This is a genomic window from Streptosporangium sp. NPDC020072 (assembly GCF_040631445.1).
Taxonomy (GTDB): Bacteria; Actinomycetota; Actinomycetes; order Streptosporangiales; family Streptosporangiaceae; genus Streptosporangium.
Map to the genome: position 1 here is coordinate 361,769 of NZ_JBEYAB010000001.1, position 26,849 is coordinate 388,617.

At 69.0% G+C, this 26,849-nt stretch carries 24 protein-coding genes, 1 tRNA gene and 1 pseudogene; 13 read left to right on the forward strand and 13 right to left on the reverse strand.

Features of this window, described 5'->3' with window-relative positions; genetic code table 11:
• Position 1: 1 nt before the first annotated feature.
• Positions 2-760: an AfsR/SARP family transcriptional regulator gene (locus tag ABZ470_RS01735; RefSeq protein WP_352010351.1), complete on the reverse strand. Its 759-nt coding sequence runs from the start codon at positions 758-760 to the stop codon at positions 2-4.
• A 134-nt stretch (positions 761-894) separates the two neighbouring features.
• On the opposite strand from ABZ470_RS01735, the gene ABZ470_RS01740 reads away from it, so the two are divergent.
• The 3 genes from ABZ470_RS01740 to ABZ470_RS01750 are packed head-to-tail and all read left to right on the forward strand — an operon-like array spanning position 895 to position 2,838.
• A complete protein-coding gene (locus tag ABZ470_RS01740; protein WP_362909325.1) occupies positions 895-1,365 on the forward strand; it encodes a MaoC family dehydratase N-terminal domain-containing protein in 471 nt (156 codons plus the stop codon).
• The gene (locus tag ABZ470_RS01745; protein WP_362909327.1) at positions 1,358-1,786 is read left to right on the forward strand and encodes a MaoC/PaaZ C-terminal domain-containing protein; all 429 of its coding nucleotides are present in this window, start codon (positions 1,358-1,360) and stop codon (positions 1,784-1,786) included. Before ABZ470_RS01740 ends, ABZ470_RS01745 begins: the two co-directional genes overlap by 8 nt.
• Positions 1,787-1,812: 26 nt before the next feature.
• Positions 1,813-2,838, forward strand: coding sequence for a lactonase family protein (locus tag ABZ470_RS01750; protein ID WP_362909329.1), 1,026 nt, complete (start codon positions 1,813-1,815; stop codon positions 2,836-2,838).
• A gap of 78 nt (positions 2,839-2,916) precedes the next feature.
• Here ABZ470_RS01750 and ABZ470_RS01755 read toward each other — a convergent pair whose 3' ends face one another.
• Both ABZ470_RS01755 and ABZ470_RS01760 read right to left on the reverse strand, forming a co-directional pair.
• Positions 2,917-3,552 carry a MerR family transcriptional regulator gene (locus tag ABZ470_RS01755; RefSeq protein WP_362909331.1) on the reverse strand — a complete coding sequence of 212 codons (636 nt, stop codon included), beginning with the start codon at positions 3,550-3,552 and terminating at the stop codon, positions 2,917-2,919.
• Positions 3,553-3,668: 116 nt separating this feature from the next.
• The gene (locus ABZ470_RS01760; RefSeq protein ID WP_352010346.1) at positions 3,669-5,090 is read right to left on the reverse strand and encodes an MFS transporter; all 1,422 of its coding nucleotides are present in this window, start codon (positions 5,088-5,090) and stop codon (positions 3,669-3,671) included.
• A 122-nt stretch (positions 5,091-5,212) separates the two neighbouring features.
• Here ABZ470_RS01760 and ABZ470_RS01765 point away from each other — a divergent pair, with 122 nt between their 5' ends.
• The 6 genes from ABZ470_RS01765 (at position 5,213) to ABZ470_RS01790 (ending at position 11,997) form a co-directional block, all read left to right on the forward strand.
• A complete protein-coding gene (locus ABZ470_RS01765; protein WP_352010345.1) occupies positions 5,213-7,372 on the forward strand; it encodes an MMPL family transporter in 2,160 nt (719 codons plus the stop codon).
• Between the two features lie 12 nt (positions 7,373-7,384).
• Positions 7,385-8,413 (forward strand): aldo/keto reductase, encoded by a 1,029-nt coding sequence (locus ABZ470_RS01770; RefSeq protein WP_352010733.1) that lies wholly within the window; start codon positions 7,385-7,387, stop codon positions 8,411-8,413.
• Between the two features lie 438 nt (positions 8,414-8,851).
• Complete coding sequence (locus tag ABZ470_RS01775) at positions 8,852-9,913, forward strand: histidine kinase (RefSeq protein ID WP_362774012.1); 1,062 nt, start codon at positions 8,852-8,854, stop codon at positions 9,911-9,913.
• Entirely contained in the window at positions 9,832-10,551 is a 720-nt protein-coding gene (locus tag ABZ470_RS01780; RefSeq protein ID WP_352010343.1) for a response regulator transcription factor, read from the forward strand. The genes ABZ470_RS01775 and ABZ470_RS01780 overlap by 82 nt, the downstream gene beginning before the upstream one ends.
• A gap of 22 nt (positions 10,552-10,573) precedes the next feature.
• Complete coding sequence (locus tag ABZ470_RS01785; RefSeq protein WP_352010342.1) at positions 10,574-11,542, forward strand: hypothetical protein; 969 nt, start codon at positions 10,574-10,576, stop codon at positions 11,540-11,542.
• A complete protein-coding gene (locus ABZ470_RS01790) occupies positions 11,539-11,997 on the forward strand; it encodes an ABA4-like family protein (RefSeq protein WP_352010341.1) in 459 nt (152 codons plus the stop codon). Before ABZ470_RS01785 ends, ABZ470_RS01790 begins: the two co-directional genes overlap by 4 nt.
• Before the next feature lie 62 nt (positions 11,998-12,059).
• Here the strand turns inward: ABZ470_RS01790 and ABZ470_RS01795 are convergent.
• From ABZ470_RS01795 to ABZ470_RS01820, 6 genes and pseudogenes are all read right to left on the reverse strand, one after another.
• A pseudogene (locus ABZ470_RS01795) lies at positions 12,060-12,143 on the reverse strand.
• Positions 12,143-14,839: a hypothetical protein gene (locus ABZ470_RS01800; protein WP_362909335.1), complete on the reverse strand. Its 2,697-nt coding sequence runs from the start codon at positions 14,837-14,839 to the stop codon at positions 12,143-12,145. The pseudogene ABZ470_RS01795 and the gene ABZ470_RS01800 overlap by 1 nt, the downstream one beginning before the upstream one ends.
• Complete coding sequence (locus ABZ470_RS01805; RefSeq protein ID WP_362909337.1) at positions 14,836-16,362, reverse strand: hypothetical protein; 1,527 nt, start codon at positions 16,360-16,362, stop codon at positions 14,836-14,838. Before ABZ470_RS01805 ends, ABZ470_RS01800 begins: the two co-directional genes overlap by 4 nt.
• 210 nt (positions 16,363-16,572) lie before the next feature.
• Positions 16,573-16,646: transfer RNA gene (locus ABZ470_RS01810), tRNA-Lys, on the reverse strand.
• 399 nt (positions 16,647-17,045) lie between these two features.
• Positions 17,046-17,444 (reverse strand): OsmC family protein, encoded by a 399-nt coding sequence (locus ABZ470_RS01815; protein WP_362909339.1) that lies wholly within the window; start codon positions 17,442-17,444, stop codon positions 17,046-17,048.
• 76 nt (positions 17,445-17,520) lie between these two features.
• Positions 17,521-17,805: a hypothetical protein gene (locus tag ABZ470_RS01820; protein WP_352010337.1), complete on the reverse strand. Its 285-nt coding sequence runs from the start codon at positions 17,803-17,805 to the stop codon at positions 17,521-17,523.
• A gap of 196 nt (positions 17,806-18,001) precedes the next feature.
• Between ABZ470_RS01820 and ABZ470_RS01825 the strand changes: the two genes are divergently transcribed.
• Entirely contained in the window at positions 18,002-18,370 is a 369-nt protein-coding gene (locus ABZ470_RS01825; protein ID WP_352010336.1) for a phage holin family protein, read from the forward strand.
• Positions 18,371-18,599: 229 nt separating this feature from the next.
• On the opposite strand, the gene ABZ470_RS01830 is transcribed toward ABZ470_RS01825, so the two are convergent.
• On the reverse strand, positions 18,600-19,109 hold the full coding sequence (locus ABZ470_RS01830; protein ID WP_362909340.1) for a transposase: 510 nt from the start codon (positions 19,107-19,109) through the stop codon (positions 18,600-18,602).
• A gap of 393 nt (positions 19,110-19,502) precedes the next feature.
• Between ABZ470_RS01830 and ABZ470_RS01835 the strand changes: the two genes are divergently transcribed.
• On the forward strand, positions 19,503-20,873 hold the full coding sequence (locus ABZ470_RS01835; protein WP_362909343.1) for a carbohydrate-binding protein: 1,371 nt from the start codon (positions 19,503-19,505) through the stop codon (positions 20,871-20,873).
• A gap of 156 nt (positions 20,874-21,029) precedes the next feature.
• On the opposite strand, the gene ABZ470_RS01840 is transcribed toward ABZ470_RS01835, so the two are convergent.
• Positions 21,030-22,010, reverse strand: coding sequence for a LacI family DNA-binding transcriptional regulator (locus ABZ470_RS01840; RefSeq protein WP_352010334.1), 981 nt, complete (start codon positions 22,008-22,010; stop codon positions 21,030-21,032).
• A gap of 230 nt (positions 22,011-22,240) precedes the next feature.
• Between ABZ470_RS01840 and ABZ470_RS01845 the strand changes: the two genes are divergently transcribed.
• Both ABZ470_RS01845 and ABZ470_RS01850 read left to right on the forward strand, forming a co-directional pair.
• Positions 22,241-23,131 carry an amidohydrolase family protein gene (locus ABZ470_RS01845; protein WP_362909345.1) on the forward strand — a complete coding sequence of 297 codons (891 nt, stop codon included), beginning with the start codon at positions 22,241-22,243 and terminating at the stop codon, positions 23,129-23,131.
• Between the two features lie 52 nt (positions 23,132-23,183).
• The gene (locus ABZ470_RS01850) at positions 23,184-23,708 is read left to right on the forward strand and encodes a cysteine dioxygenase family protein (RefSeq protein WP_362909347.1); all 525 of its coding nucleotides are present in this window, start codon (positions 23,184-23,186) and stop codon (positions 23,706-23,708) included.
• A 79-nt stretch (positions 23,709-23,787) separates the two neighbouring features.
• Here ABZ470_RS01850 and ABZ470_RS01855 read toward each other — a convergent pair whose 3' ends face one another.
• Together ABZ470_RS01855 and ABZ470_RS01860 are read right to left on the reverse strand one after the other, a co-directional pair.
• On the reverse strand, positions 23,788-24,885 hold the full coding sequence (locus tag ABZ470_RS01855; protein WP_362774033.1) for a glycerophosphodiester phosphodiesterase: 1,098 nt from the start codon (positions 24,883-24,885) through the stop codon (positions 23,788-23,790).
• Positions 24,886-25,376: 491 nt separating this feature from the next.
• Positions 25,377-26,837 (reverse strand): benzaldehyde dehydrogenase, encoded by a 1,461-nt coding sequence (locus ABZ470_RS01860; protein WP_362774036.1) that lies wholly within the window; start codon positions 26,835-26,837, stop codon positions 25,377-25,379.
• Positions 26,838-26,849: the final 12 nt, after the last annotated feature.

Sequence of the window (26,849 nt, forward strand, 5' to 3'; positions counted from 1 at the left end):
CTCACCCGGCTTCGGCCAGGATCTCGTGGTGGAGCCGCTGCAGCTCGGCTGACGGTTCCAGGCCCAGCTCCTCGTGCAGGACCCTGCGCAGGTCGCGGAAGGCCAGCAGGGCCTCACCCCGGCGGCCCGACAGGTGCAGCGCCTCGATGAGGCGGGCGTGGAACCACTCGTTGAGCAGGTTGCTCGCCACCAGGCCGCGCAGGTCGGGGATCAGCTCGCGGTGCAGGCCCAGGCGCATGTCGGCCTCGACGGACAGCTCCATGGCCCTCATCCGCTTCTCCTCCAGGTGGGCGACGTGACGGGTGAGGACCGGGCCGAGCGGAACGTTGGTCAGCGGCGCCCCCCGCCACATGCCCAGCGCCTCGCGCAGCAGCCGCGCGGCCTCCGCCGTACGGCCCGCCACCAGGGCGGTCCTGCCGTCGGCGACCAGCCGCTGGAAGTGACGGATGTCCACCTGGTCCTCCGTCACCCGGAGCTGGTAGCCGGTCGGCTCGGTGATCAGCAGATCGGCGAGCCCCGGTTCGCCGCTCTCCTTGGCCAGCATCTGGCGCAGGTGGTAGACGTGCGTGCGGATCGTCGCGACCACGGTCTTCGGTGGCGCCCCGTCCCACAGCTCCTCGGCCAGGGTGTCGATGTCGACCACCTGACCGGGCCTGAGCAGCAGCAACGCGAGCAGCCTGCGGACCTTGGGACCGCGCGGGACCCAGACCCCCTGTTCGGTCCGCAGTTCGAAGGAGCCGAGGATGGAAAAGTTGATCATGTTCTCTCCCCCCCAGGGAAATGACCTGACGGAGGAGAGTCTGCATATGCCACCGCAAATAGTGATACTGCGCTAAAGACACATCGGATGTCTCCAAAGAGACATAGCACCACCAATGAGAAGCAGGTCGGGACGTGTCCAGACCGCCCGGCGTGATTTACGTCTCCCCCCGCAACCGCCCTCAAGCCGAGGAGGTCGAGGTGCCGCTGAATCCGGCCTTCGCCGGCCGGGTCTACCCGGCCACCGTTCCCTATCTGGTCGGCCGTGAGAAGATCCGCGAGTTCGCCGCCGCGATCGGCGACACGAGCGACGACCCGGCCGCCCCACCGACGTTCGCCATCGCGCTCACCCTGCGCGCCGAGGTCGAGGTCGTCAGCGACCCCGATCTCGGGCTCGACCTGACGCGCCTGCTCCACCGCGACCAGCGCTTCGAGCACAGGCGCCCCATCAGGGACGGCGACGAGCTGACCGTGACGGTCACGATCAGCGAGGTCGGCCGCGTCGGCTCGACCGACACGGTCACCCTCACCAGCGACCTGCGCACCGTCGCGGGCGAGCACGTGTGCACCACCACCTCGACACTGATTGCGCAGAGCGATGACTGAACCGCTGCCTCGATACGACGACGTCACCCCGGGGACCGCGCTGCCCCGGCTGTCGCACGTGATCCGCCGGGGCGACCTGGTGCGCTACGCGGGCGCCTCCGGCGACCTCAACCCCATCCACTGGAGCGAGCGCGCCGCGACGGAGGCGGGCCTGCCCACGATCATCGCGCACGGCATGCTCACCATGGGCGTGGCCATGCGGCTGGTCAGCGACTGGGCGGGACGGCAGGCCGTCCTCGAATGCGGGGGCCGCTTCGCCAGGCCCGTCGTCGTCCCGGACGACGAGGCGGGCGTCGAACTCGTCGTCGACGGCGTGGTCGCCGAGAAGCTGGACGGCTCCCGGGTCCGCGTCGACCTGACCGTCCGCTGCGGCGGGGAGAAGGTCCTGGCCCGTCCCCGGGCCGTCGTCGCACTCAACTGACCCAGACAACAGAGAGGAACTCCACGATGCCGACCTTCGTGGGCGCCTACTCCTGGACCGAGGTCCCCGCGACGGGGATCACGGTCATCGAGGCGGGCGCGGTAACCGGTACGTTCACCGACATCGTCAACCCGTTCCACCTGGCCCTGTCCCCGTCGGGCCGGACCCTGTACGCCGCGAGCAACGCCCCCGAGGGACGGGTGTTCGCGCTGACGGTCGGGGACGACGGGTCGCTGACCCCGCTGAACGACCAGCCGACCGAGGGCGCGGGGACGATCCACGTCCTCGTCCACGCGGGCCACGTCTACGCGACCAACCACGACTCGGGAGAGGTCGTGGTCTTCCCGGTCAACGACGACGGGAGCCTCGGCCCGGTGCGGCAGTCCGTCAAGCACCTCGGCTCCGGCCCCAACGAGCTGAGCCAGCTCGGCCCGCACCCGCACGTGACGGTCCCCGACCCGACCGGCGACCGCGTGCTCGTGCCGGACAAGGGCAACGACCAGCTGTACGTCTACCGCCTCGACGAGGGGCTGCTGGTCCCGCACAGCCAGGTGCACCTCGGCGCGGGCACCGGCCCCCGTCACCTGGTCTTCCACCCGGACGGCCGCTACCTCTACGTGGTCAACGAGCTGGTCTCCACGGTCACGGTCTGCGGCTATGACCCCTCGACGGGTGCCCTGTGGACGGCCGGTTCCGCTCCCACGCTCCCCGACGGGGAGGACGGCTGGAACGCCCCGTCCGCGCTCGTCCTGTCGGCGGACGCCCGGTTCGTCTACGTCGCCAACCGGGGCCACGAGAGCCTCACCGTGCTGCGGGTCGACAAGGAGGGCGCGCACCTGGAGCCGGTGCAGAACCTCAGGCTCTCCGAGGAGCCGCTCAGCACGATGCCCTGGGACCTCGTGTTCGACGCGTCGGGCACGACGCTGCGCCTGGCCAACCAGTCGGCGGGGACGGTCGTCTCCCTGACCGTCGACCCCGAGACCGGCCTGCTCTCGCTGGACGGCGCCCCGGCGGTCGAGGTCCCCGGCGCGGCCTGCCTGCTGCCCTTCTGAACCCGGAGCCCGAACGACGACAGGCGCCGGACCCCGTCGGGGTCCGGCGCCTGTTCGTCTCTCGTGGGGGAGGGCTCCTCAGTCGTCCACGTAGCCGCCGAAGCGCCGGGCGGTCTCCGCCTCCTGGGCGATGCGCCTGAGGGAGGAGACCACGGCGTCGCCGATCGCGGTCCAGATCACCACGGCCTCCGCCATGCTGTCGAGGTCGGGCCTGCCCATGATCGCGGTGATCTCCAGCTCGGCCAGGTGGCCGACCGTCTCGGCGTACTCCCCGAGCAGGGCGAAGTAGTCGTCCTGCCGCAGGCGGTGCATGGTGGCCAGCGCCTCGGTCAGGCTCAGCCTGGCCGGGTTGCGGGGGCCGACCCGCCACTCCCGCTTGGCGATGAGCTCCTCGACCTGGCGGGACGCCTCGGCCCAGGCCTCGTCCTCGACGTGATCGCGACGGGTCGTCAGGGCGTACTGGGCCTTGCCGAGCGCGCTGAGGCTGTTCATCTGCGAGTCCATCAGGGTGAGGACGTCGCGCGCCGCGGCGATGCTCAGGCCACCGACCTCCACCAGCGCCCTGGCCAGCTTGAGCCTGCGCAGGTGGGTCTCCTCGTACTGCGCCTGGTTGGGGCTGGTCCGCTCACCCGGCGGCAGCAGCCCTTCCCGCATGTAGTACTTGATCGTCGGGATCGGCACTCCGCTGCGACGGCTCAGCTCCGCGATCCGCATACCTCTCCTCCCCTCCCCCTGCCACGTCCCCCGGCCGTCTTCCCAGTGGGCGGAGACGACCGGAGGAACGGCCTTGACCGCATCGAATCGATTCAGGATAGACAGCGAACCCTCCGCTATCCACTTTCCACGGTTCTGAGCGGCTTGATTTCCTCGATCCGGGCGACCGGAGCGGGGGGACGGGCCGGGGTGAGCAGTGCGGCGAGGGCCCCCAGGGCGAGGATGACGGTGCCCGCCCACAGCGCGGGCCGCAGGCCGGAGACGAACTCCTCAGGCCCCGAGTAGCCGCCCGTGGCGGCGAAGAGCCCGGACAGTACGGCGATGCCCATGACCACGCCGACCTGCCGCATGGAGCTGTTGACGCCGGAGGCGACCCCCTCCTCCTCCACGGAGACGAAGTCCAGCGTCTGCCTGGCGCTGAGCGCGAAGAACAGGCCCATGCCCAGTCCCGCGACCACCATTCCGGGCAGCAGCACGAGGTAGGAGACCTCGGAGGAGACGACCAGCGCGAACCAGGCCAGCGCCCCGCCCTGAAGGACCGCGCCGGCCACCATGAGCCGCCTGACGCCGAGCCGCTCGCCGAACATGCCCGCGAGCGGGGCGACGAGGACGGGCATCATCGTCCACGGCAGCGTGCGCAGCCCGGCCCCCATGGGCGAGAAGTTCAGCACGTGCTGCAGGAACTGCGTCAGCAGGAAGACCGCGCCGAACATGCCGCCCTGGACGAGCAGCGCGACCAGGTTGGACAGGGTGAACCCCCTGCTGCGGAACAGTCTGGGCGGCACGACCGGGTTGGGGACCCGGCCCTCGAAGAGGACGAACCAGACCAGCAGCGCGGCTCCGGCCGCGACGGGGGCGATCACCTGCGGGCTTCCCCAGCCGAGGGTGGTGCTGCGCACCATGCCGAAGACGACGCCGAGCAGGCCGAGCGTGACCAGCAGGGTTCCCCGGACGTCGAGACGGCTGTAGGGACCGTGGCTCTCGGTCAGCATGCGCAGCGCGAGCGGCACCAGGATCACCCCGATGGGGACGTTGATCCAGAACACCCAGTGCCAGTCGCCGAGTTCGACGATCATGCCGCCGATCCAGGGGCCGACGGCGATGGCCAGGCCGCTCATGCCGCTGAGCCCGGCGATGGACATGCCCCTGCGCTCCTGTGGCACGGACTGCACCACCAGGGTCAGCGCGAGGGGGAAGATCACCGAGGCTCCGACGCCCTGCACGGCCCGCGCCAGGACGAGCCACTCCGCGGAGGTGGCCATGGCCGCGGCCGCCGAGGCCAGGGTGAACAGGGTGACGCCGCCGACGAAGACCCTGCGCCGCCCGAAGCGATCCCCGAGGATCGCCGCGGTGAGCAGGAAGATCGCGTATGTCAGCGTGTAGGCGTTCACCGTCCACTCAAGGCTCTCAAGTGAGGCGTTGAAGCGGTCACGAATAGTCGGTAACGCGGTGGTGACGACGAGGTTGTCCATCGACGCCATGAAGGCCGCAACCCCGGTGATCAGGAACGTGGACAGGCCGCCGCCTCGCACATTCACAAGACGCCTCCATCTCAAAGGACCTTGCGAAGACTCGCACAGATAGTAGATATTATCACTATCGGGTTTTTATCGATAGTAGTGATATCCACTATCCACTGGCGTCCAATGGGAGGGGACTGATGTTCTCCGCACTTGGCAGGTTCGCCGCGAGACGCCGACTATGGGTCGTCATCGGCACCCTGCTCTTCACCGTCGTGGCAGGCGGATGGGGATCGGGCGTGCTGAGCAGGCTCGGTGGCGGCGCGGGCTTCGACGACCCGGGCAGCGAGTCGGTGCACGCGGACGAGATCGTCGCGGGCCCCCTCGGCCGGTACGCGAACGACCTCGTGGTGCTCTACGAGAGCCCGGACAAGACAGTCGACGACCCCGCCTTCTCCGGCCCCCTCCAGAGCGCCCTGGCCGCGGTTCCCCGTGACAACGTCTTGCGCCTGGAGACCTACTGGACGACCAAGTCCCCGGACTTCGTCTCCAAGGACAAGCACGCGACCTACGTCGCGATCCAGCTCAACTCCAGCAACGACCAGCAACGCGTGCTGCAACTGCGCGCGATCCAGGACAAACTCAAGGTCGACGGCCTGACCGTCCGCTTCGGCGGCCTGACCTCGATGACCGACCAGGTGAACCGGCAGACGCTGCGCGACCTGATCTTCGCCGAGTCGCTGTCGGTCCCCCTCCTGCTCATCCTGCTGGTGCTGATCTTCCGCAGCTTCATAGCGGCGGCGCTGCCACTGCTCATCGGCTTCACCGCGGCCTTCGGCTCGTTCGCCGTGCTGCGCTTCGTCACCTTCTTCGCCGACATCTCGACGTTCGCGATCCAGGTGATCAGCATCCTGGGCCTCGGTCTGGCCATCGACTACGCCCTGCTCATGGTCAACCGGTTCCGTGAGGAGATGCGCAACGGCCACTCCGTCGACGAGGCGGTACGGCGCACCATGGTCACCTCGGGCCGCACCATCGCCTTCTCCGGCCTGATCGTCGCCATGTCCTTCGCCGGCCTGACGGTCTTCCCGTCCAGGTTCCTGCTCTCGATGGGCTTCGCGGGGGCGGGCGTCACGCTGCTGGCCGTACTGGCGACGCTCACCGTGCTGCCCGCGGTGCTGCGCTACGCCGGGCCCCGGGTGAACGGCCGCAAGGAGCGCCGCGGCCAGGTCACGACCGTCCCGGCGACCGAGGGCCGCTGGTACCGGCTCACCCAGTCCGTCATGCGACGCCCGCTGGCCTTCACCGCCGTCATCGTGGTCGTGCTGGTCGGCCTGGGCCTGCCCTTCCTCGGCGTCAACTGGGCGCGTCCCGGTGACTGGGTGCTGCCCATGCAGGCCGACGCCCGCCTGGTGACCCAGAAGCTGGCCACCGACTTCTCACACGACCCGGCCAAGCTGGTGACCTCGGTCGTCGAGGGCAAGGCCGACACCGCCGCCCTCGACGCCTACGCCCGCAGGCTCGACGCGGTCGCCAACGTGGACAGCGCGCGGGTGACCGGCACCGCGGCCGACCAGGCCAGGCTCGCCATGGGCTACTCGATCGACCCGATGTCCCCCGAGGCCCGCACGATGGTCGAGAACCTGCGCGCGGTCGCCCCGCCGCCCGGCACCAAGGCCTCCTTCACCGGAATGCCCGCCTCCCGGGTGGACATCGTCGACATGGTCATCTCCCGGATGCCGTGGATGGCGTTGTTCGTGGCGGTGGTCTCCTTCGTGGTGCTGTTCCTCGCCTTCGGCTCGGTGGTGCTGCCGCTGAAGTCGATCGTGCTCAACCTCCTGTCGCTCTCGGCCTCCTTCGGCGCCATCAAGCTGATCTTCCAGGACGGCTGGCTGTCCGGATTGCTGGGCTTCGTCCCGGTCGGCGCGATCGACGTCAACTTCCCGGTGCTGATCGTGGCGATCGCCTTCGGCCTGGCCATGGACTACGAGGTCTTCCTGCTGTCGCGCATCCGCGAGGAGATGGAGCGCACCGGCGACCCGGTCGAGTCCATCGCCCTGGGCGTCCAGCACACGGCGAGGATCATCACCAGCGCCGCCCTGCTGCTCGTCGTGGTCGTCGGCGGCTTCGTGATCTCCGGCATCACGTTCATGAAGATGGCCGGCGTCGGCCTGCTCATCGCGGTCGTCGTCGACGTGACGATCGTCCGCGGCCTGCTCGTCCCCGCCACGATGCGCCTGCTCGGCCACGCCGCGTGGTGGGCGCCCGCCCCGCTCAAGCGGGTGTGGGAGAGATTCGGCGTGCGCGAGGCCAGCGACGCCGACGACATCGACCTGGCGCCCCGCCCCGCAGGAGTGTGACCCGTGACCACCATGGAATACCGCGTGCTCGGCCGTACCGGGCTGAAGGTGAGCAAGATCTGCCTGGGCGCCATGATGTTCGGCTCCTGGGGCACCTCGGAGCAGAGCGAGGTGACCAAGATCATCGGTACGGCGCTCGACGCGGGCGTGAACTTCGTCGACACCTCGGACAACTACTCCGGGGGCGAGTCGGAGCAGCTCGTCGGCGGCGCCCTGGCCGACCTGGGCGCGCGGGACAAGGTGGTGCTCGCCACCAAGTGCCACATGCCGATGGGTGACGACCCGAACTCGCGCGGCAACTCCCGGCGGTGGATCTTCCAGGAGGTCGAGAACAGCCTGCGCCGGCTCGGCACGGACTGGATCGACCTCTACCAGATCCACCGTCCCGACCTCACCACCGACATCGACGAGACCCTCGGCGCGCTCACCGACCTGGTCCGCGCCGGGAAGATCCGCTACTTCGGCACCTCGACCTTCCCGGCCCACCTGCTCGTCGAGGCGCACTGGACCTCGCAGTTCCGGGCCAGGGAGCGCTTCGTCTGCGAGCAGGCGCCGTACTCACTGCTGGTACGCGGGATCGAGGGCGACGTGCTCCCGGTGTGCGAGGACCTCGGCACCGGCGTCATCACCTGGAGCCCGCTGGCGGGCGGCTGGCTGAGCGGGACCTACCGCAAGGACAGGGAACTGCCGTTCACCATCCGCAGCTTCGTGCTGCCGGAGCGCTACGACATGCAGCTGCCCGAGAACCAGCGCAAGCTGGAGGCGGTCGAGGCGCTGGCCGGGCTCGCCGAGCGGACGGGCGTCAGCCTGATCGAGCTGTCGCTCGCCTTCGTGCTCCAGCACCCGGCCGTCACCTCGGTGATCATCGGCCCCCGTACGGCGGAGCACCTCGACAGCCAGCTTCCGGCGGCGGAGGTGACCCTCACCGCGGAGGTGCTCGACGAGATCGACAAGATCGTTCCGCCCGGCGTCACGCTCAACCCGCACGACGCCGGTTGGCGCCATCCGGCACTGGAGGACCAGGCCAGACGACGTCGTTGAAACTTCATGAAATATGATTCGGCCTTAATGACATAGCACACAAGCGCACAATCCCAGCTGGGAGCGGTCGTCGGCAATTGAAATGTGAGCCTTCCTATATGTTTGCCGACGGCCGCACCCCCAGTCAGTGCGGACCGTGGTGCCTCGAATACAGTCATATTTTGTTTTTGGAGTGTCATTAACGTTGCACGGGATACGCCTTGCCTAGATAATGTTAGGAGCAGGACCGGCTACGCTGGCGTTCGGGGGAACGAGTCCAGCAATGCATTCCATGGTTCGCTTACTTCATTGCAGCCAGACCAGCCGTAGCGGATCGGTCCGTACATGCTCGAAGTTCGTCCATTGAAATGCACGGGGATGACGATGCAAGGGACCAGTATCGGCGCACTGCTCACACCTCACCAGCGATTCACGTTAAACAGTTCAGCAATACTTGAAGTGTACGAAGCCCGCCTGCGGGAGCTGTCCAGCCCGCTGGTCAGAAGCCCTGAGATCTGGGAGGAATGTCGGTTACAGGCCGAATTGGTACTTACGGAGTGCGCTGAGACGCTCAAGAGCGGGGAGCGGAGAACCCCCCCGCGGTTCACCGAGCTGCCCGCCCACGCCACCAGCCAGATCGACCCCCTGGAGGCCGCACTCGGCTGGACGGAGCTGTTCGACGCGGCGTGCGACCGCCTGCCCTCCATCCTGGACGGCCATCCGGACGAGGCGGAGCTGCGCAGGGCGTTCCTGACGACTCTCAACCGGGGCATTCTCGCCCTCACCCAGGTCCTGGCCGCCAAGCGGGACGCCATGACGCTCGACCGCATCCACGAGACCCAGATCGACGACCGTCACCGGCTCGCGCGGGACATCCACGACTGGATCGGCAGCGGCGTCAGCATGGCCCTTCTCCACCTCGACCTGTTCGAGAGCCAGCGGCAGGCCGAGGGCATGGAGGCGGACATCAGAAACATCCGCCAGGCGCTCTTCGAGATCTCCCAGGGTGCGAGGAGGCTGGTCTCCGGGCTCCGGCTGCGCGTGGCCGAACCTCCTCTCGCGGTCGCCCTGAAGGAGTTCGCCCGGGACGCCGCACCGGCGGAGACCGAGGTGAGCGTCGCCGTCCACGGGGACGAGCGCCTGCTGCCCGACCACTACAGGAGCGAGATCTTCGCGGTGCTCCGCGAGGGCATGCGCAACGCCTTCGCGCACTCCAAGGCCGGCAAGGTCGTCACCCGTGTGGACATCGTCTCAGGAGACCTTCTCGCGACGGTCGACGACGACGGCACGGGGCTGATCGTCAAGGACAAGGAGAACAGCGCGGGGCTCTCCTCCATGAGAGAGCGCATCGAGCTACTACACGGGGTTTTCCACCTCGCCAGCCGCCTGTCCGCAGGCACGCGGCTCCGGATATGGGTCCCGCTTCCAGGAGCTTTGTCATGCCGGAATCAAATGATCGGATTCGGATTCTCGTCGCCGACGACCACACCCTGTTCCGAGACGCCCTCTGTCAGGTACTGAGGGCCGAGGACGACTTCCACGTCGTGGGGGACGCCTCTGACGGCCCCGGGGTGATCTCGCTCGCCGCCCGTACCAGGCCGGACATCGTGTTGCTCGACGTGGAGATGCCCAACCACCATCCCGCGCGGACCATGCCTCGCCTCCTGGAGATATCGCCGCCGCCCAAAGTGATCATCCTGAGCATGCACGACGACCCCCAGCTGGTCCAGGACCTGCTGGCCGCCGGCGCTCACGGATACCTGCACAAGGCCATCCGCAGCCAGGAGCTGCTGGTGGCCATCCGCAGCGTGCACGCCGGGCGCCACGGGGTGACGGTGCTGGTCTCCCAGGCGATCGCCCCGGCTCCGCGCGCCGCTCCGCAGGGCGTCCTCACCGAACGCGAGCAGGAGGTCCTGGCGCTGGTCGCCAAGGCGCTCAGCAACCGGCAGATCGCCGTTCAGCTGGCGATCACCGAGGGGACCGTCAAACGGCACCTGCGCAACATCTTCGGCAAGCTGTCGGCCGTCTCCCGCATCGACGCGGTCAACAAGGCGATCGGGACGGCTCCCACCCATCCGCTCCTGCGGTCGGCGCACGCCGCACCGCCCCCTCTCACCAGCCTGAAGCAAATTATGGATCGCGCTACTATCGATACATGATTATCCATTGCTGGGAGGTGCCGTGACACGCACCCTCCGCCTCGTTTCCGGCTGGCATCGCCCGCTCGTCGTGTTCAGCGCCGTGCTGACCGGCCTCGCCGTGTTCAGCGCGGCCGGCATGCTCGTCGACGAGCGCACCCTCGACGGCGCCTCCGTCTGGCTCAAGCCGTTCAAGTTCGCCCTGTCGTTCATGGTCTACAGCCTGACGCTCGCCTGGCTGCTGCCGATGCTCGGCCGTACGCCCGAACTGGCCAGGAAGACCGGGACCGCGATCGTCGGGCTCACCACGGTCGGGGTCGGGCTCATCGTCGTGCAGGCCGCGCGGGGCAGGCACAGTCACTTCAACATCAGCACTCCCCAGGACGCCGCCGTCTTCGGCGTCATGGGCATGCTCGTCACGATGCTCGCGGTCGTCACCATGGTCGTCGCGGTGCTCGCGCTGCGTCAGCAGACCGGTGACCGGGTGACCACGGCCGGGCTGCGCTTCGGGCTGCTGGTCTGTCTGCTGGGCATGATGGTCGCCTACTACATGGTGGGCGGTACCGGGCGCGCCGAGGCCGCCGCCGCGGGAACCCTGGCCGCGGGCGCGCACAGCGTCGGCGTCCCCGACGGCGGCCCCGGCATGCCGATCCTCGGCTGGAGCACCACGGGAGGCGACATGCGCGTCCCCCACGCCATCGGCCTGCACGCGCTGCAGGTCATGCCGGTGCTCGCGTTCCTGCTCACCGCGCTCTCCCGCCGCCTGCCCGCTCTCGCCCCCGAGCGTGTACGGCTCGGCCTGGTGTGGACCGCCGGGCTCGGCTACGCCGGGCTCGTGGTGCTGCTGACCTGGCAGGCGCGCCGGGCCCAGCCGCTGATCCACCCCGACGCCCTCACCCTGACCGCCCTGGCCGCCCTGGCCGGCGCGGTCGTCGTGGCCGCGGGGCTGGTCGTGACGTTCGGACGCAGGCAACCTCTCGTACGCGCGGCCGTGGGGAAGGGGCTGTCATGACGGTCGACACCCTCTTCACCATCACCTTCCCGCTGACCGTGCCGTTCTGGGCGTTGATGGTCTTCGCCCCGACCTGGTCGATCACCCACCGGATCATCTCCTCGCCGCTGATCATCCTGCCGCAGCTGGCGATCTACCTGACGCTGGCCATCCCGCGCTTCCCCGACCTGTGGGAGGTGGTCAGCAGACCCGACCTGGACCTGATCACCGCCTTCTTCGGGCGACGGGACGGCGCCGCCATCCTGTGGGCGCACGTCATCGCCTTCGACGTGTTCATCGCCCGCTGGATGTATCTCGACTCCAGGGAGCGCCGGGTCCACCCGCTGCTGATGGGACCGCTGCTGGTCTTCACGCTTCTGCTCTCCCCCATGGGACTGCTGATCTACCTGGCGATCCGCACCGTCGTGGGACCGCCAAGGAACACGCCGTCCACCGAACGCCTGGCGCCGGGGTGAGACCCTCCGCCGGGAAACACGAACGAGGCCCAGGTCGAGATGACCTGAGCCTCGTTCGTGTGTGGTGCGCCGCCAGGGACTCGAACCCCGATCCGATCGCCCGGTAGACATCTCATCCGGGCCCTCACTCCCAAAGTGACGGCCGCTAACGGGAGTCGCCCATCACCTGCCGAGAAGCTCCACCGTTCGATCTCCGGTTCAGCGACTTCAGGGACACGTTTCCGCCCTCGGGCGCGTCATCGTGTGTTCTACCCCGGAGGACCAGGTCACGCAGCGCGACAGTCTCGAAGCCGCAGCTACTGATCACACGATCCACCTCGGCGGACGGCGCGAGATAGACACTCCGCGGTTTACCGATGAGGCCGGGAACAGAACCGATGTCCGCCGAGGCGAAGCGGGACTCGGGTGAGAACGATGTCGTGATGTTGTAGACCCGCCACGTTCGTCCAGGATCAGACAGAAGTACCAACTCAGGTGACCGCCACACGATCAGAGTCTGTTTCGTCCCGGCCCTTGCCAGAACCACAGCTGGTTTTCCTGACTTGCCGATCTTTGTGGCCAAGCGTGCCGCGACCAGGGTGGGATTGCTGAAACTCCCGGTGATCTCCCACACCCCGCCTTCTTCGGTGACTTCCCAGCCGGCCGCGTCGATCTCGGCTCTCATCTCGGCGAGAGGGTCGTCGGTGGCGGCCAGCTCGATGAGACGACGGAGGCTCCCGGCCGAGACCACGCGAGCGCGGGGCTGAACAGGCGGGAGAAGCATGTCTTCCGCCAGCTCAGGGTCCGCCTCGGCGATCAAGGGTTTGACGGTGGCCCAGACACGAGCGGCGAGAAGATCGTTCGGTCTCCCACCAGTGAGGAAGACGTCCTGACACAGCAGGGCCGCACAGGTGGCAATCACCGCACACAGCCGCCCGCGGGATTCGACAGGCACATTGTCACCATCGTGGGGTACGAGGGCCTGGGCGAGCCGACCGAGAGGTTCTCGCCAGGAGTCGTCCGAAAGACGCCACAAACCGGCGGCCAGCAGCTTGATGTAGATGCCGGCTATCAGCATGCGCGTCAGCAGCGGCGGAAGCTCGGCGTCCTTGCGGGTCACCGCATCGACCCAGCGCATAGCCCATTGCCGGTAGAGATGGCGATCCGCGGATTCCACCTCCCCCGGAGCGTCGGCACCCTCCTGGGGGTCGTCCTCCTCCTCTCCTTCATCTTTGACGCTTGAGACGTGATTCCAGAGGGACAGCCGTGAGGAGTCCGGCAGTCCAGAGGCTCCGAGCCCATATATCAACCTGGTGAACGAGGTTCCGAGGATCCTTCTGCATTCCTCCAGATGAGCGGTCCACCTGTCCTCGATCGAGGATCCGACGGCGACACCGTCACCGCTGCCCGCCGCCGACCGGACGCGGACGCCCCTCGGCAGGACCTCCACCAGCTGGACGAGATCCGCGGTGAACCGCCGTGCGAGCACGGGGTCGGTGAAGAGTTCCTCGACGGTGTACTCCCGGCGAAGGCGGGGCTCCTGCTCTCCCGCGACGCGGGGTGCGCACCGTGCCGGACTGACCGCGAAAACTGGTGGAGACTCCACCACACCGATGCCGACCCGGTGCATGACCGCACGGATAACCGAGCCCGGAGCCTCGGGCACCGTCAGTAACAGAGCCACCTCCCCAGCCGGTATGACGCCGACTGCTCGCCACGACTGGGGGGAGCCGTCCGGCGAACTGTCGATTCTGACATCCACCGATTGCGGCCTCGCCAGCGTCACTTCCAGTCCGTTGCTGTGCACCAACGCGCCAAGCAACACCAGGGACGGCGATGACCGTGACGGCCTGATCGTGGAGCGGCCTGTCATAGTCTCACGGCTCGCGGATTCCCCCGAGGGCATCAGGTCTTTGGAAAGAGGCGAGAGTACGGCCAGCTCGCAGTTGCCGCCCTCAGCGGTCGAGCGCATCAGGGCGCCACGGCTGAGGTTGGGGCTGCCCACGAGCCCGAGCCGCCTGTCCCCGACACGCCATTGGATCAGCTTGCCGTGCCGCAGATGGGTCTCGGACAACAGGCGTAACCGGACCGCGTGACCGGCGAGGGCGTTGAGCAGAGCGCTGCCGTCATAGCTGGTCCATCGGGGCTGCACTGCAAGGATCGTCTCCCGAGGTTCGAAACGCTCGATCAGACGCCTGACAGCCTCCCCCGTAGGGTCGATGAAGGGGGCGTACAAGCACAGTTCGTCCACAGGCCCCCGGGGAAGCTGATCGAAGAACGCCAGATCAAGGTTGTCCAGAAGTCTGACCTCTGTCATACCGTCTGTGATCGGGCGACCGGTGAGGTCCGTGGCGATGTGCCACAGAAGCTCGGCGCACCACGGCGCCATCTTCACCTCAGGCATGGTGGCCAGCCGGTAAAGCCACTCCCCGGCCTGAGCGATCGCAGGGTGTACGCCACCGTCATCGGAGGCGACGACGGTCCACAGCTCGTCGTTCGCCCCCCATCCGGACAGGGTGGGGTTACCGGAGCCGACGGCCATCCACACGTCTTCCTCGCCGATGAGCAGAGCGAGCTTCGGGTGGAACGCCCCGGTGCAGGAGACCAGGCTGTGCAGGTAGGAACTGCCCGCCAGGCGAACGTCTATCGGGTCGTACATCCCCTGGCCCGCGTCGCCCAGAACTGTGATCCGTGCGCCCAGCACACGGGCGGTGGAGACGACGACCTGCTCAAGAAAGGGCAGATCGACGGTGAAACCGAACAACACCAGCTCACGCAGGGACGCCTGGTCGGCACGGTCGCGCCAGTCGTTGACCAGCGATAGGGGGGAGGCGAAACGCCAGCTCGACGTCTCCTCGGTCATACCAGCTCCAGCGCGGTGCGGGCCTCGGAGGTGACGGTCCATCCGCCCCCAATGGTGTCGAAAAGGTTCAACTGCAGGGAGAAGTCGCCGAGTTGCTGAACGCGCAGGCCGATGTCACCGTCGCCTTCGTTGCTCGTTTTGAAGAAGCGGTCGTTGCGCTCGTGGACACGGGAGAACAGCAGCAGCCTGCCGGTCACCGGGTCACGGCGCATCTTTGCCCGTGCGATCCGGGCTGCTTGGGCGAGCATGTCATCCACCAACCGAGCGCCCAGGTCCTTAAAGGAGCGGGCGCGGTAATCCTCCGCCAGGAAACGCACCCATGTTGGATCAAGGATCTCGCCCATTCCACGTCGTCTGGGGCCGAGAAACGTCTTCTGAGCTATGCCCGTCAACTCCTGCGCTCGCAGCGCGCCTGCCAGGAGCAGTTTGACGTTGGTGAGCGGCTCGCGCCGGTCCCCTGCCGCCAGCAGCTGACGTTCCCGGGGCAGCGGGTGTCCTGAGCTGTCCTGCAGGGGACCCAGCTCATCCAGAACGACGCCGACGGGCGTGTCATCGAGCTGGTCAGCCAGCCACGCGCGCAGTTCATCCCGGGTTCGATCCGCGTCGCCGTCCTCTCCTCCTATCGAGGCGACCAGAGCAGCCCACAGGCGCCGCCAGGCGCCGATCGAGTAATGACGCAGGAGGATGCCACGCCATCCCTGGCTCTGTTCGATCGACGACAGCACTGGATCCACGTCGATCTGGTCGCCGAACGCCACGGCCGAGCGCAACACCTCCTCGAACGAACCGCCTTCCGCGCCGTAGAGTTCAACGGCTCGGGCGAGAACACGAAGGCTGGCCCGTCGAATCAGGTCATCGGGTTCCCACTCGGCGGGATCGTGCCTTCCCGCCCATGAGGCGGTGAATAGATCAACCATCCACGGCGCCTCGGGCCTTCGTTCCGACTGCAGGGTCACGTCCTTGAGAGCCGCCAGTTCCTCGGAAGACACCGAATCGGCCTCGGCCAGGGAGAAGACCGGTTGGAACAGCAGCCGCACGTCGTGAGGGCAGGAGTGTCGTCCGGGCCGCAGTGCCCCCTCGTCAAGCGTTGTGGTGCCAAGGACCGCGCTAGGTCCCCCGTACTGTTCCCAGAAGCCTCGGGAACGTGGTGAATACGAGTCCTTGCCCTCGGCCGCGGCCCGGGCGAGATCCAGCCGATCCCCGTAGAAGGCACGAACGCGGTCGATACCGTGAGCGGGGCCGGGGGGCGTCTCCGCCGGTACCTCGTGATGGGCTGCCGCGAAGACCACCTCACCACACCGCAATAGCCGCCGACACCCCTCGTCATCCAGGTTCTTCTCAGCGCAGTGAGCCGCCAGCGCGGCGTAGAAGGCGTAGTAGCGGATGTAGCGCGTCAGTGTCGACACCCCGGGCACGAGCGCTTCGACAGCCCGTAGTACCGGCGCCTCAACCGACAGCGGATAGCGACCGGCCCGCTGGTTGAGCCCCCTGATGGCCCAGTCCGGTCCGAGCGTGCTGTGCATGGCGTCATCACAACACAATCAGCAGTTTTCAATCCTCCAGATCCGAAAACAATGCTGATCAGTTGCTCTGGTGCCGTAGTCGTCCATCCAGAAACCGACCGGTCCTGAGCCGCCCAAGCGAGGCACAGAGGTGCGTTCCGGACATGAGGCACGCGCGATGCCAAAATCAAAAGCCTCAGATCAGTGTCACTGACCTGAGGCCTTGTGCGGTGCGCCGCCAGGGACTCGAACCCCGGACCCGCTGATTAAGAGTCAGCTGCTCTAACCAACTGAGCTAGCGGCGCCTGCGACGGAGGTAACTCTAGCAGTCCTCCGCACGGCGGCGCACATCGGCTACACCCGGAGAAGACAGACGAGAACCGGGCGGCCCCCCAACCGCCCGGCCCTCGCCTGGAAAGAGGTCCCGGGGCCGAATGGTCCCCCAACCATCCAGCCCCGGCCTCATCGCGGGCCCGCCTTCGCCTCCCCCAAGACTCCGGCGGCTCCGCTCTAGGACGCGATCCCCCTCGCGTCCGTTTCCGGTGAAAAGTCTCCTGCTGCAGCTCCCCCGGGCTTCGCAGAACCCCTTGACCTGCTTCAACAGTACAGAAGCGAACGTAACGAGCACGTCATCCAAGGGTTGATTTTGGGCCTACACCCGGAGATGACCCGGTATCACCGGACGTCCTCCTCAAGGAGGAGCCTCACTCGGGCAGTTCGAGCCTGACCTCGGTCTGCTCCCTCAGCGCCCGGCTCACCGTGCAGTATCGCTCCTCGACCCGCTTGGCCACGGCGCGGAAGACCTCGTCGGCCGCGTCGTCCCCCTCGGGGAGCTCGACGTCGTAGGTGACGGTGATCGGGCCGAGCAGCGTCGGCTCGACCTTCTCCGCCTGGACGGTCATCGCCAGGCGCACGAGCCGGTGCCCGCGCTTGGCGGTGAGGGGCTCGACGGTGACGATGTTGCAGCCGCCGAGCGCGGCGAGGAGCAACTCGACCGGGGTGAAGACCCCCTGCTCGTCGCCGCCGCCCATGACGACCTCGGCCCCGCGGCCGTTGCGGGCCACGAAGCCGTTCTCGGTCCGTTCGACGTTCACCCGAGCCATGACGCTCCTCCCCGTGTTCCCCGGCCAACCCTACCCAGGCGGCCGGTACGGCGGGCGCCCGGCACGGGCGGGCGTCTCAGGCGTCGGGGTGCTGCGACAGGTACTCGATGTAGAAGGGACGGAGCGCGTCGCCGAGCTCCCCCTCACCGGACGCCATGGCGTCGCTGAGCAGTGCCGAGACCCGGCTCAGATCATTGGCCGTCTCGTCCTCGTTCCCGGTTGACGCCTCCGCGGCGGGAATCACCTTGAGCAGTTCCCACAGGAAGGCGAAGTCTCCGTGGTGCACGGCGTAGCGGACCGCCCGATCATGCAGTTCCTGGGCCGACAGCGCCTCAAGCTGGTCCGTCTCCAACTTCCTCACCCCCTCACGCGCCCTTCTGCCCCCAGATCGCGTCGATCATTCATGTTCTGCCCGCGTACGGCATCGCCCATGCATGTGCGCCACCACGCCGCGACGGCGTGACCCCGAATCCGTGACCGAACAGCCGCGCCGACGCGTCCCAGACTGTTTAGTGTCCAGGTATGCCCGTCCGACCCCCATGCGAGGATGCCCGAACGTGAGAATCATCATCAAGATCCTGGTTGTGGCGGCCGCCCTGTGGGCGGCGACACAGCTTGTGAGCGGCATCACGGTGTCCGCGACGTCCACCAGCAGTCAGATCGTCACCCTGATCGCGGTCGCCCTGGTCTTCGGTGTCGTCAACGCGGTACTCAAGCCGATCATCAAGGTCCTCGGCTGCGCCTTCTACGTGCTCACGCTGGGCCTGTTCGCCCTGGTGGTGAACGCCGGCCTGCTGCTGCTCACGAGCTGGATCGCCGAGCAGCTCCGCCTGTCGTTCCATGTGGAGGGCTTCGGCGCCGCCTTCTGGGGCGCGATCATCGTCGGTCTGGTGAGCTGGCTGCTCGACCTGGTCCTCGGCGACTGACGACCCGCGCCCGAAGGCCGGAACCAGGGCCGGGGGAACGGCGGACGGCCGTTCCCCCGCTGGGAACGACCCGGGTAACGCACCATGACGTGACTCCTCCGCTCCCTGCGGGCCGCTCGACCGTGCCGGAGGCGCTGCGGGTCATGTTCGCGATCCGCAGATCCTCGTGCACGATCACGTCATAGGCGCGGACCAGGGCGAGCGCGGCCTTGTGCCCGTGGTCGAGGCTCTAGCGGCGGACCTTGCCGTGTAGGGCGGCGACCCGTGCCACGGCCTTACGGCGCCGCCGCGAGCCGCGCTTCTTATGGGCCAGGGCCCGCTGCGCCGCTGCGAGACGATCAGCGGTCACAGCGAAATAGCGCGGGTTGGCGACGTGCTCACCGCCGGAGGTGGTCACCAGCGAGGCGACCCCCATGTCGATACCCGCCACCGCGCCCGTGGCGGGAAGTGGTTCGGCGGGCACGTCGTCGCACGACAGGATCACGTACCAGCGGGAGCCCTCCCGCTTGACCCCGATCGTCTTCACTCGGCCCTTGACCGGCCGGTGCCGGTGCGCCCGGATGTGCTTCAGGTCGGCCGACTGCTCGCCGTAGCGGATCGTGACGCCCGCCTTGCGGTAAGCCGTGCGTCGGTGCTCCAACGCGGCGTTGTACAGGACCCGGTGATCGTCCAGGCACGCCGCCAGCGCGATCTCCTGGTGACGGGTGAGGCGCAACAGGAACGTGAACGACCTGCGCACACCCCACCCCCATCACGTTCGGCAACGACACCGTCACGGTATCGGCCGGCACCGACAAAACCAGGAAGGACATCCGCGATGCGCAGACCAGGCGGGTCAATGCACGCTCGGGTCTCGGCGGCCCTCCCGCTCCCGGTTCTCCCGTCACCTAAAGGCGACCGCCCCCTCGAAAGAATCTGATGGGGCGCCCACAATGGACGCGGCCCCGTTGAACCGACGTCCTCCGCCCTACGTACCAGATAGGGATGACGGAGTTGACTAACGGTGTCACCCTTTATCAAGTCATGTCGGTTAAATCTTCATAGCACAGTGATAGGGCCGTTCTGAGAGAGCCGCTCCTTGTGTCCTAACCGTTACGTTGACGGCGCACCCCCCGACACGAGGAGAGATCACATGCTCCGCAGAAATGCCGTGGCAGTGGGCGTCACGCTCGCCGCCGCGTTGGTAGCGACCCCCGCCCTCGCCTCCGTAACCACCGGCGCAGCCTCCGCCGATCCCCTTTATGCTCAGGCGAAGGCCCAGGCCGCCGCCGTCGTCAAGCCCGCCCCCGAACTGGTCTCCGCGCTCACCCGCGACCTCGGCATCACCGGTGAGCAGGCCTCGACCCGTCTGGTCAACGAGAGCGCGGCCTCCAAGGTCGAGCCCGTCGTCGCCAAGCAGCTCGGCGTCGCCTACGGCGGCACCTGGGTCACCGGCCCGACCTCCGACCTTGTGGTCGCCACCAGCGACTCCAAGCAGCTGACCGCCATCCTCAAGACCGGCGCCCAGGCCAAGCTGGTCAAGCACTCGCTGGCCGCGCTCACCGCGGCCCAGGAGGGCCTCAACCGGCAGGCCAAGGAGTCCTCCCCCTCCTCGGTGAACGCCTGGTACCTCGACGTCCGCAACAACTCGGTGGTCGTGCTGGCCTCCGACGTCGCCGCGGGCCAGTCCTTCGTCGCGGCCAGCGGCGTGGACAAGGCGCTGGTCAAGGTCGAGCAGTCGAGCGAGAAGGCCAGGACGTTCTACGACCTGCGCGGCGGCGACGCCTACTACATCGGCAGCGGCAGCCGCTGTTCGATCGGCTTCTCCGCCACCCGTGGCGGCCAGAGCGGCTTCGTCTCCGCGGGTCACTGCGGCAGCACCGGCAGCTCCACCAGCGGCTCCAACCGGGTCGCGCAGGGCACCTTCCAGAACTCCGTCTTCCCGGGCAGCGACTACTCCTGGATCGCCACCAACTCCAACTGGACCCCGCGTGGCGTCGTGGTCCAGAACGGTGCCACGATCCCGGTGAACGGCTCGACCGTCGCCCAGGTCGGTTCCTCGGTCTGCCGTTCCGGCTCGACCACCGGCTGGCACTGCGGCACCGTCCAGCAGCTCAACAGCAGTGTCTCCTACCAGGAGGGCACCGTCTACGAGGTGACCCGGACCAGCGTCTGCGCCGAGCCCGGCGACTCCGGTGGTTCGTTCATCTCCGGCGACCAGGCCCAGGGCGTCACCTCCGGCGGAACGGGTAACTGCTCCTCCGGCGGCACGACCTACTTCCAGCCGGTCGGCGAGATCCTGCAGGCGAACGGCCTCACCCTGGTCACCAGCAACGGTGGCCCGAACCCGACGCCGACCTCGACCTCGACCCAGAACCCCGGTGGCACCTGGGCCGCCGGCACCGCCTACAGCGCGGGCGCGACCGTGACCTACGGCGGCTCGACCTACCGTTGCCTCCAGGGCCACACCGCGATGCCCGGCTGGGAGCCGCCGAACGTCCCGGCCCTCTGGCAGCGCGTCTGACACCGGGCCATCCCGGGTCCCCTCGACGGCGCCTGCCCGCGTGAGGACCCACGGACCGGCCAATGAGCGGACGGCCTCCCGACAGGGCCGTCCGCTCGGCAGGAAGGCCCGGCACCGAACCACGGTGCCGGGCCTTTCGCGTGTCGGACGCCGCGTTCAGAAGGCGCCGGGCGCGGCCGTCCCCCTGCCGACCGAGCCGCGCTCGCGCAGCTCGGGGGCCTGGACGATACGCCGGCGGCGGGTGTTGCCGTCGGCCGCGGCCACCACCGTGCGCACGGCGGCGCGGATGATGCCGTCGATGTCCCAGTCGACCGTGGTGAGCCCCGGGGTGAGCAGCCCCGACATCGGGTGGTCGTCGTAGCCCATCACCGACACGTCGGCGGGGATGCGCAGCCCCCGTTCCGTCGAGGCGGCGTAGACGCCGTAGGCGATCGAGTCCGCGAAGCAGAAGAACGCCCGGTGCCCGTCCGCGAGCATCGCGTCGGCCACCCCGGTCGCCGCGGTGAGCGCCTGCGGCGCGGTGACCACCTCGATGTCCAGGCCCAGCCGTCCCGCCTCCGCGAGCACGTGCACGTCCGCCGGGCGGTCCGGGGTGCTCGCCCTGGTCGGGGTGAGTACGGCGATGCGCCCGTGTCCCCGGTCCCGCATGTGTTCGAGCGCCAGCGTGACCCCCGCCCGGTTGTCGAAGACGACCTCCCCGGCGGTCCGCGCGCCCGCCAGGCCGTCGCCGATCGAGACGACCGGCAGGCTCTCACACAGTTCCGGCCACACCTCGGCCGCCGGGTCGACCGGCTGCACGATCAGGGCGTCCACCCGCTGGTCGCGCAGCTGCCTGGCCAGGGTCCGTTCCCGGTAGGGATCGCCCGCGGCGTCCAGGATCAGCGCGTACCGGTCGTTGTCCTTCAGCGACCTGCCGATGCCGACCGCCAGGGCCTGCTGCCAGAGGTCCTCAAGCGAGCCGCAGAGCAGTCCGATCGTCCCTGTCCTGCCGCTGGCCAGCGCGCGGGCGATCGGATCGGCCTCGTAGCCGAGTTCGGCGGCCACGCGCCGGACCCGCTCGATGGTCTCCTCCGACACCTGCAGGCCGCGCAGGGCGTAGGAGACCGACGCCGGGGAGAGACCGGTGGCCTTCGCCACCTCACGTATAGTCGCTCGTTTCCGTGGCTGGGGCACTTGTCCACCCTATGCCGGAACCCCCGTCTGAACAGGGGTATGCCGTACATCCGGATGGTTCGGGGCATCGCCCCCCATAAGGTGAACCGATTCACTGAATCGGTTCACTGAACCGTGTCACCGGGAGACGTAGTAAGGTCAGAGCTGTTACCTATATTCTAGGTAGGGAATACCACGAAAGGAAGGGGAGAAAAATGGCCGTCGACGTGCACCAGCACCTGTGGGCGCCCGCGTTCGTGGACGCGCTGCGCCGCCGTACGGCTCCTCCCCGCCTGGACGGCTGGACCCTGCACCTGGACGGCGAGCCCCCCTACGAGGTCGACCCGGCCGACCACGACCTCGCCGTACGGCTGGCGCGCAACGAGGACCTGGAGCTGGCGCTGGTCTCGCTGTCCAGCCCGCTCGGCATCGAGACGCTGCCGCCCGAGGAGGCCTGGCCCCTCATCGACGCCTACCACGAGGACGCCCTGGCGCTGCCCGCCCCCTTCGGCGCGTGGGCGGCGGCCTGCCTCTCCGACGTCGACCCGGCCAGGCTCGCCAAGGCCCTCGACCTGGGGCTCGCCGGGCTCCAGCTGCCCGCGACGGCCATCGGCGACGAGGCGGGGCTGGCCGGGGTCGCGCCCCTGCTCGACGTGCTCGCCGAACGCGACCTGCCGCTCTTCGTGCACCCCGGCCCCGCCGGGACGCCCACCGGCCCCGGCTGGTGGCCCGCCGTCGTGCCGTACGTCCAGCAGATGCACGCCTCCTGGTACGCCTTCGCCGCCTTCGGCCGTACCCGCCACCCCGACCTGCGGGTCTGCTTCGCCCTGCTGGCCGGGCTCGCGCCGCTGCACTCCGAGCGCCTGATCAGCCGGGGCGGCCAGAGCCGGGGCCAGGTGGACCCCGGCGCCTTCCTTGAGACCTCCTCCTACGGTCCCCGGGCCATCGACGCCGTCATCCGCGAACTCGGTATCGACGTCGTGGTCAACGGCTCCGACCAGCCGTACGCGACCGCACCCGACCCCGCGCTCGGCGAGGCCGCCGGGCACGCCATCGCGGTCACCAACCCCAGCCGTCTGTTGAACCGAAAGGAGTCGCGCAAGTGAACGTGAATCAGTCCCAGGGCAGCGGGCGCTGCCGTCTCCTGGGAGGCATCCGATGAGCTTCGACGCCCTGCCGGAGCGCGCCCTCGACCGGCGTGAGCTCCGCGACCTGGTCGACGCGCTGGCGGCGGACCCGTCACGCTGGGAGGACCAGGTGGCCTTCCCCGAGGAGGGGGGCCGCCACTACGCCTCCCTCTACCGGGACGCCTACGTGGACGTCTGGCTGCTGTGCTGGCGCCCCGAGGACGACACCGGCTGGCACGACCACGACATCTCCTCCGGCGCGGTCCGCGTGGTGACCGGCACGCTGCTTGAGTGCAATCCCCGTATCGGCGGCGAGCACCTGGAGACGGTGGTCTCGGCGGGTGAGTCGTTCTCCTTCGGGCCCGACCACATCCACCGGCTGACCGGGGCCGTGAACGGCAGCGTCTCGATCCACGCCTACTCGCCGCCGCTGTGGCGCCTGGGCCAGTACTCGATCAGCGACACCGGGGTGATGCGCCGTGTCTCGGTGAGCTACGCCGACGAGCTGCGCCCGATGGACGACCTCGCGGAGAACGGCGAGGTCGCCGTCGCATAGGAGGCGCCGGGATCACTCCAGGATCGCCCCAGGATCACCGCCGGTCACCCAAGGGGCGGGTGGCCGGCGGTTCCCGTTCTCACCGGACCCGGTCCCTGACCGCCCTGGCCACGCCGGGGTCGTCGGAGAAGACGCCGTCGAGCCCGAGCCGGTAGAGCCGCTCAAGCCACCCGGCCACGTCACCCGTCGCGCGCGGGTAGACGGGACTGGCCGGGTTTCCCGCCCGGAAGTCCACCGGGAGTTGGGAGTTCTCCGGCCTGACCGTCCAGGCGTGCACCTGCAGCCCGGCCCGGTGCGCGTCCTGGACGAGCGTTGTGGGCTGCCGGGTTCGCCCCTCCGCGTCGAGGGGGACGACCCGCCGGGTGTCCACGCCGACGCCGTCCGCGTAGCCCGCCACCTCCCGCAGCCCCGCCGGGGTGAGCATGGTGTCGTAGGTGCGCGGGTCCCCCGCCGCCGTCCAGTCGTACGGCGCGCCGGTGGCGTTGACCAGCTGGACCAGCCGCAGCCTGGTCCGTCCCCGCAGCTCCCGCAGGTTCGCGGTCTCGAACGACTGGACGAACACCGGGTCACGCCGCCCGCGCCAGCCGTACCGGCCGAGCACCTCAAGCAGCGGCTCCTCAAGCGACAGGCCGATGGAGTCGAAGTAGGTGGGGTGCTTGGTCTCCGGGTAGACCCCGACGCCGCTGCGGCGCGCCAGCCGTACGACCTCCTCGAAGGTCGGGATCTCGGCGAGCCCGTCGAAGGCGGTGTTCTCCGGGCGCAGGTCGGGGATGCGCTCCTTGGCCCTGAGCGTCTTCAGCTCGGCCAGGGTGAAGTCCTCGGTGAACCATCCCGTGACGGCCCGCCCGTCGACGGTCTTGGTCGTACGGCGTCCGGCGAACTCGGGATGGCTCTCCACGTCGGTGGTCCCGGAGATCTCGTTCTCGTGCCTGGCGACCAGCACGTGGTCCTTGGTGGAGACCAGGTCGGGCTCGATGTAGTCGGCGCCGAGCGCGATCGCGGTCTCGTAGGAGAGCAGGGTGTGTTCCGGCCGGTGGGCGCTGGCGCCGCGGTGGCCGATGACGACGGGATTCCGGTCCCGGTGTTCCGCCGCCGCGGGCCTGGGCTGCTGCAGCAGGGCCACGGCGGTACCGGTGACGAGGACGGCCAGCGTGGCGGCCGAGAGCCTGCGGATCATGATCTGAACGGTAGGACGGAAAGGTGGCCGCCGGGTGCCGGGGACACGACCGGGACCACACGCACAGGTGTCCGCACGGGACTCCGGCCGATGGCCGAGACGTGGTCCGAGGCCGGTCGACGGCTGTTCGATCGACCGCCTTCTCCCTTGTCCGAGGACAGGCGAGGCGCTGTTCTGCCGGGGGCGACCCGCCCACTCCCCGATCACCCGAATGGAGAGGCCATGTCCCCGCGCGAGGCGGCGCCGGTGCCCCCATAGCCCTGTCCGCCGCCTTGAGGGACCGCCCGCGCGGGGTCCGTACCCCCGGCGCCCAGAAGAACCCGGAAGACGGCCCTCGGCGCTCAGGAGGCGTGCGGCCCGTACGGCCCCTCCACAAGGATCATCCTGCTGCCGGGCAACCGGCCACGCGACGCCGCCGACACCTCAACCGTCACCGCGGCGGCCGCCCGCGCCCTCTGCGACTGAACGCGCCGGCGGCCGCTCGGTCACGTTCAGAAGGGGTAGCCCGCGATCTCGCCCTGCACCGTCACCCAGCGGGTCTCGGTGAACGCCTCGGCGTTGGCCCTGCCCCCGCCGAAGCGTGAGCCGGTGCCCGAGGCGCCCAGCCCGCCGAACGGCGCGACGGCCTCGTCGTCGACCGTCTGGTCGTTGACGTGGACGATCCCGGTGGGGATGAGGTCGGCCAGCGCCAGGCCCCGCATCGCGTCCCCGGTGAGGATGCCCAGGGACAGGCCGTACTCGCTGTCGGCGGCCAGCGCGGCGGCCTCCTCGGCCGTGGAGAACGGCACGACCGGCGCGACCGGGCCGAAGACCTCCTGGGCGTAGGCGGGGGCGCCCTCGGGAAGGTCGGCGAGCACCGTCGGCCGGTAGAACAGTCCCTCGTAGGTGCCTCCGGCCGCCAGTCTCGCTCCGGCCTCGACGCTACCGGTGACCAGGGCGTGGACCTTGTCGCGCTGCCCGGCGTCGATCAGCGGGCCGAGCGCGACCCGTCCGCCCGCCGGGTCGCCGACCGTCAGGCGCTCGGCCTTCTCCGCCAGTCGCGCGACGTACTCCTCCGCGATCGAGGAGTGCACGATGTGACGACCGGTCGTCATGCAGATCTGCCCCTGGTGCAGGAAGGAGCCCCACGCCGCCGCGGAGACGGCCCGGTCGAGGTCGGCGTCCTCAAGCACGATCAGCGCGGAGTTGCCGCCGAGTTCCAGGTGGGCGCGCTTGAGCAGCCGCCCGCACTCCTCGCCGATCCTGCGTCCTGCCGCGGTCGATCCGGTGAAGGAGATCACCGGTACCAGCGGGTGGCCGACCAGTGCCTGGCCCGCCTCGACGCCGCCGGGAAGCACGTGGAGCAGGCCCTTGGGCAGCCCCGCCTCCTCGAAGACGCGGGCGATCGAGAAGCCGCCGGAGACCGCGGTGCGCGGGTCCGGCTTGAGGATCACCGCGTTGCCCAGCGCGAGCGCGGGGGCGACCGAGCGGATGGCGAGGATCAGCGGGAAGTTGAACGGTGAGATCACTCCGACGACCCCGACGGGGACGCGGCGGGCCATGCTGAGCCGCTTCTTCGCGGTCGGCAGGATCTCTCCCAGCGGCTGGGAGGCCAGCGCGGCGGCCTCGTAGCACTCCTGGGCCGCGATGTGCGTCTCGACGCCCGTCTTCGGGCGGACGGACCCGGCCTCACGGACCAGCCAGTCCTGGATCTCCCGCTCGTGCTCCTCGAACAGCCGCCCGGCCCGCCGCAGCACCGCCGCCCGCTCCTCGAAGGAGGTGGCCGCCCACTCCCGCTGAGCCCGTACGGCCAGCGCGGCCGCCTCCGCCACGTCCTGCGCGTTCGCCATGCCGACCCGCCCCAGTTCGGCACCGGTCGCGGGTTCCACCACCGCGGCGTCTCCGCCGCGCGGGGTGGTCCAGCCGTCCCCGTAGACCAGTCCCGTCCATGTTTTTGCGTCCATCAGCGTCATGGGGTCGTCTCC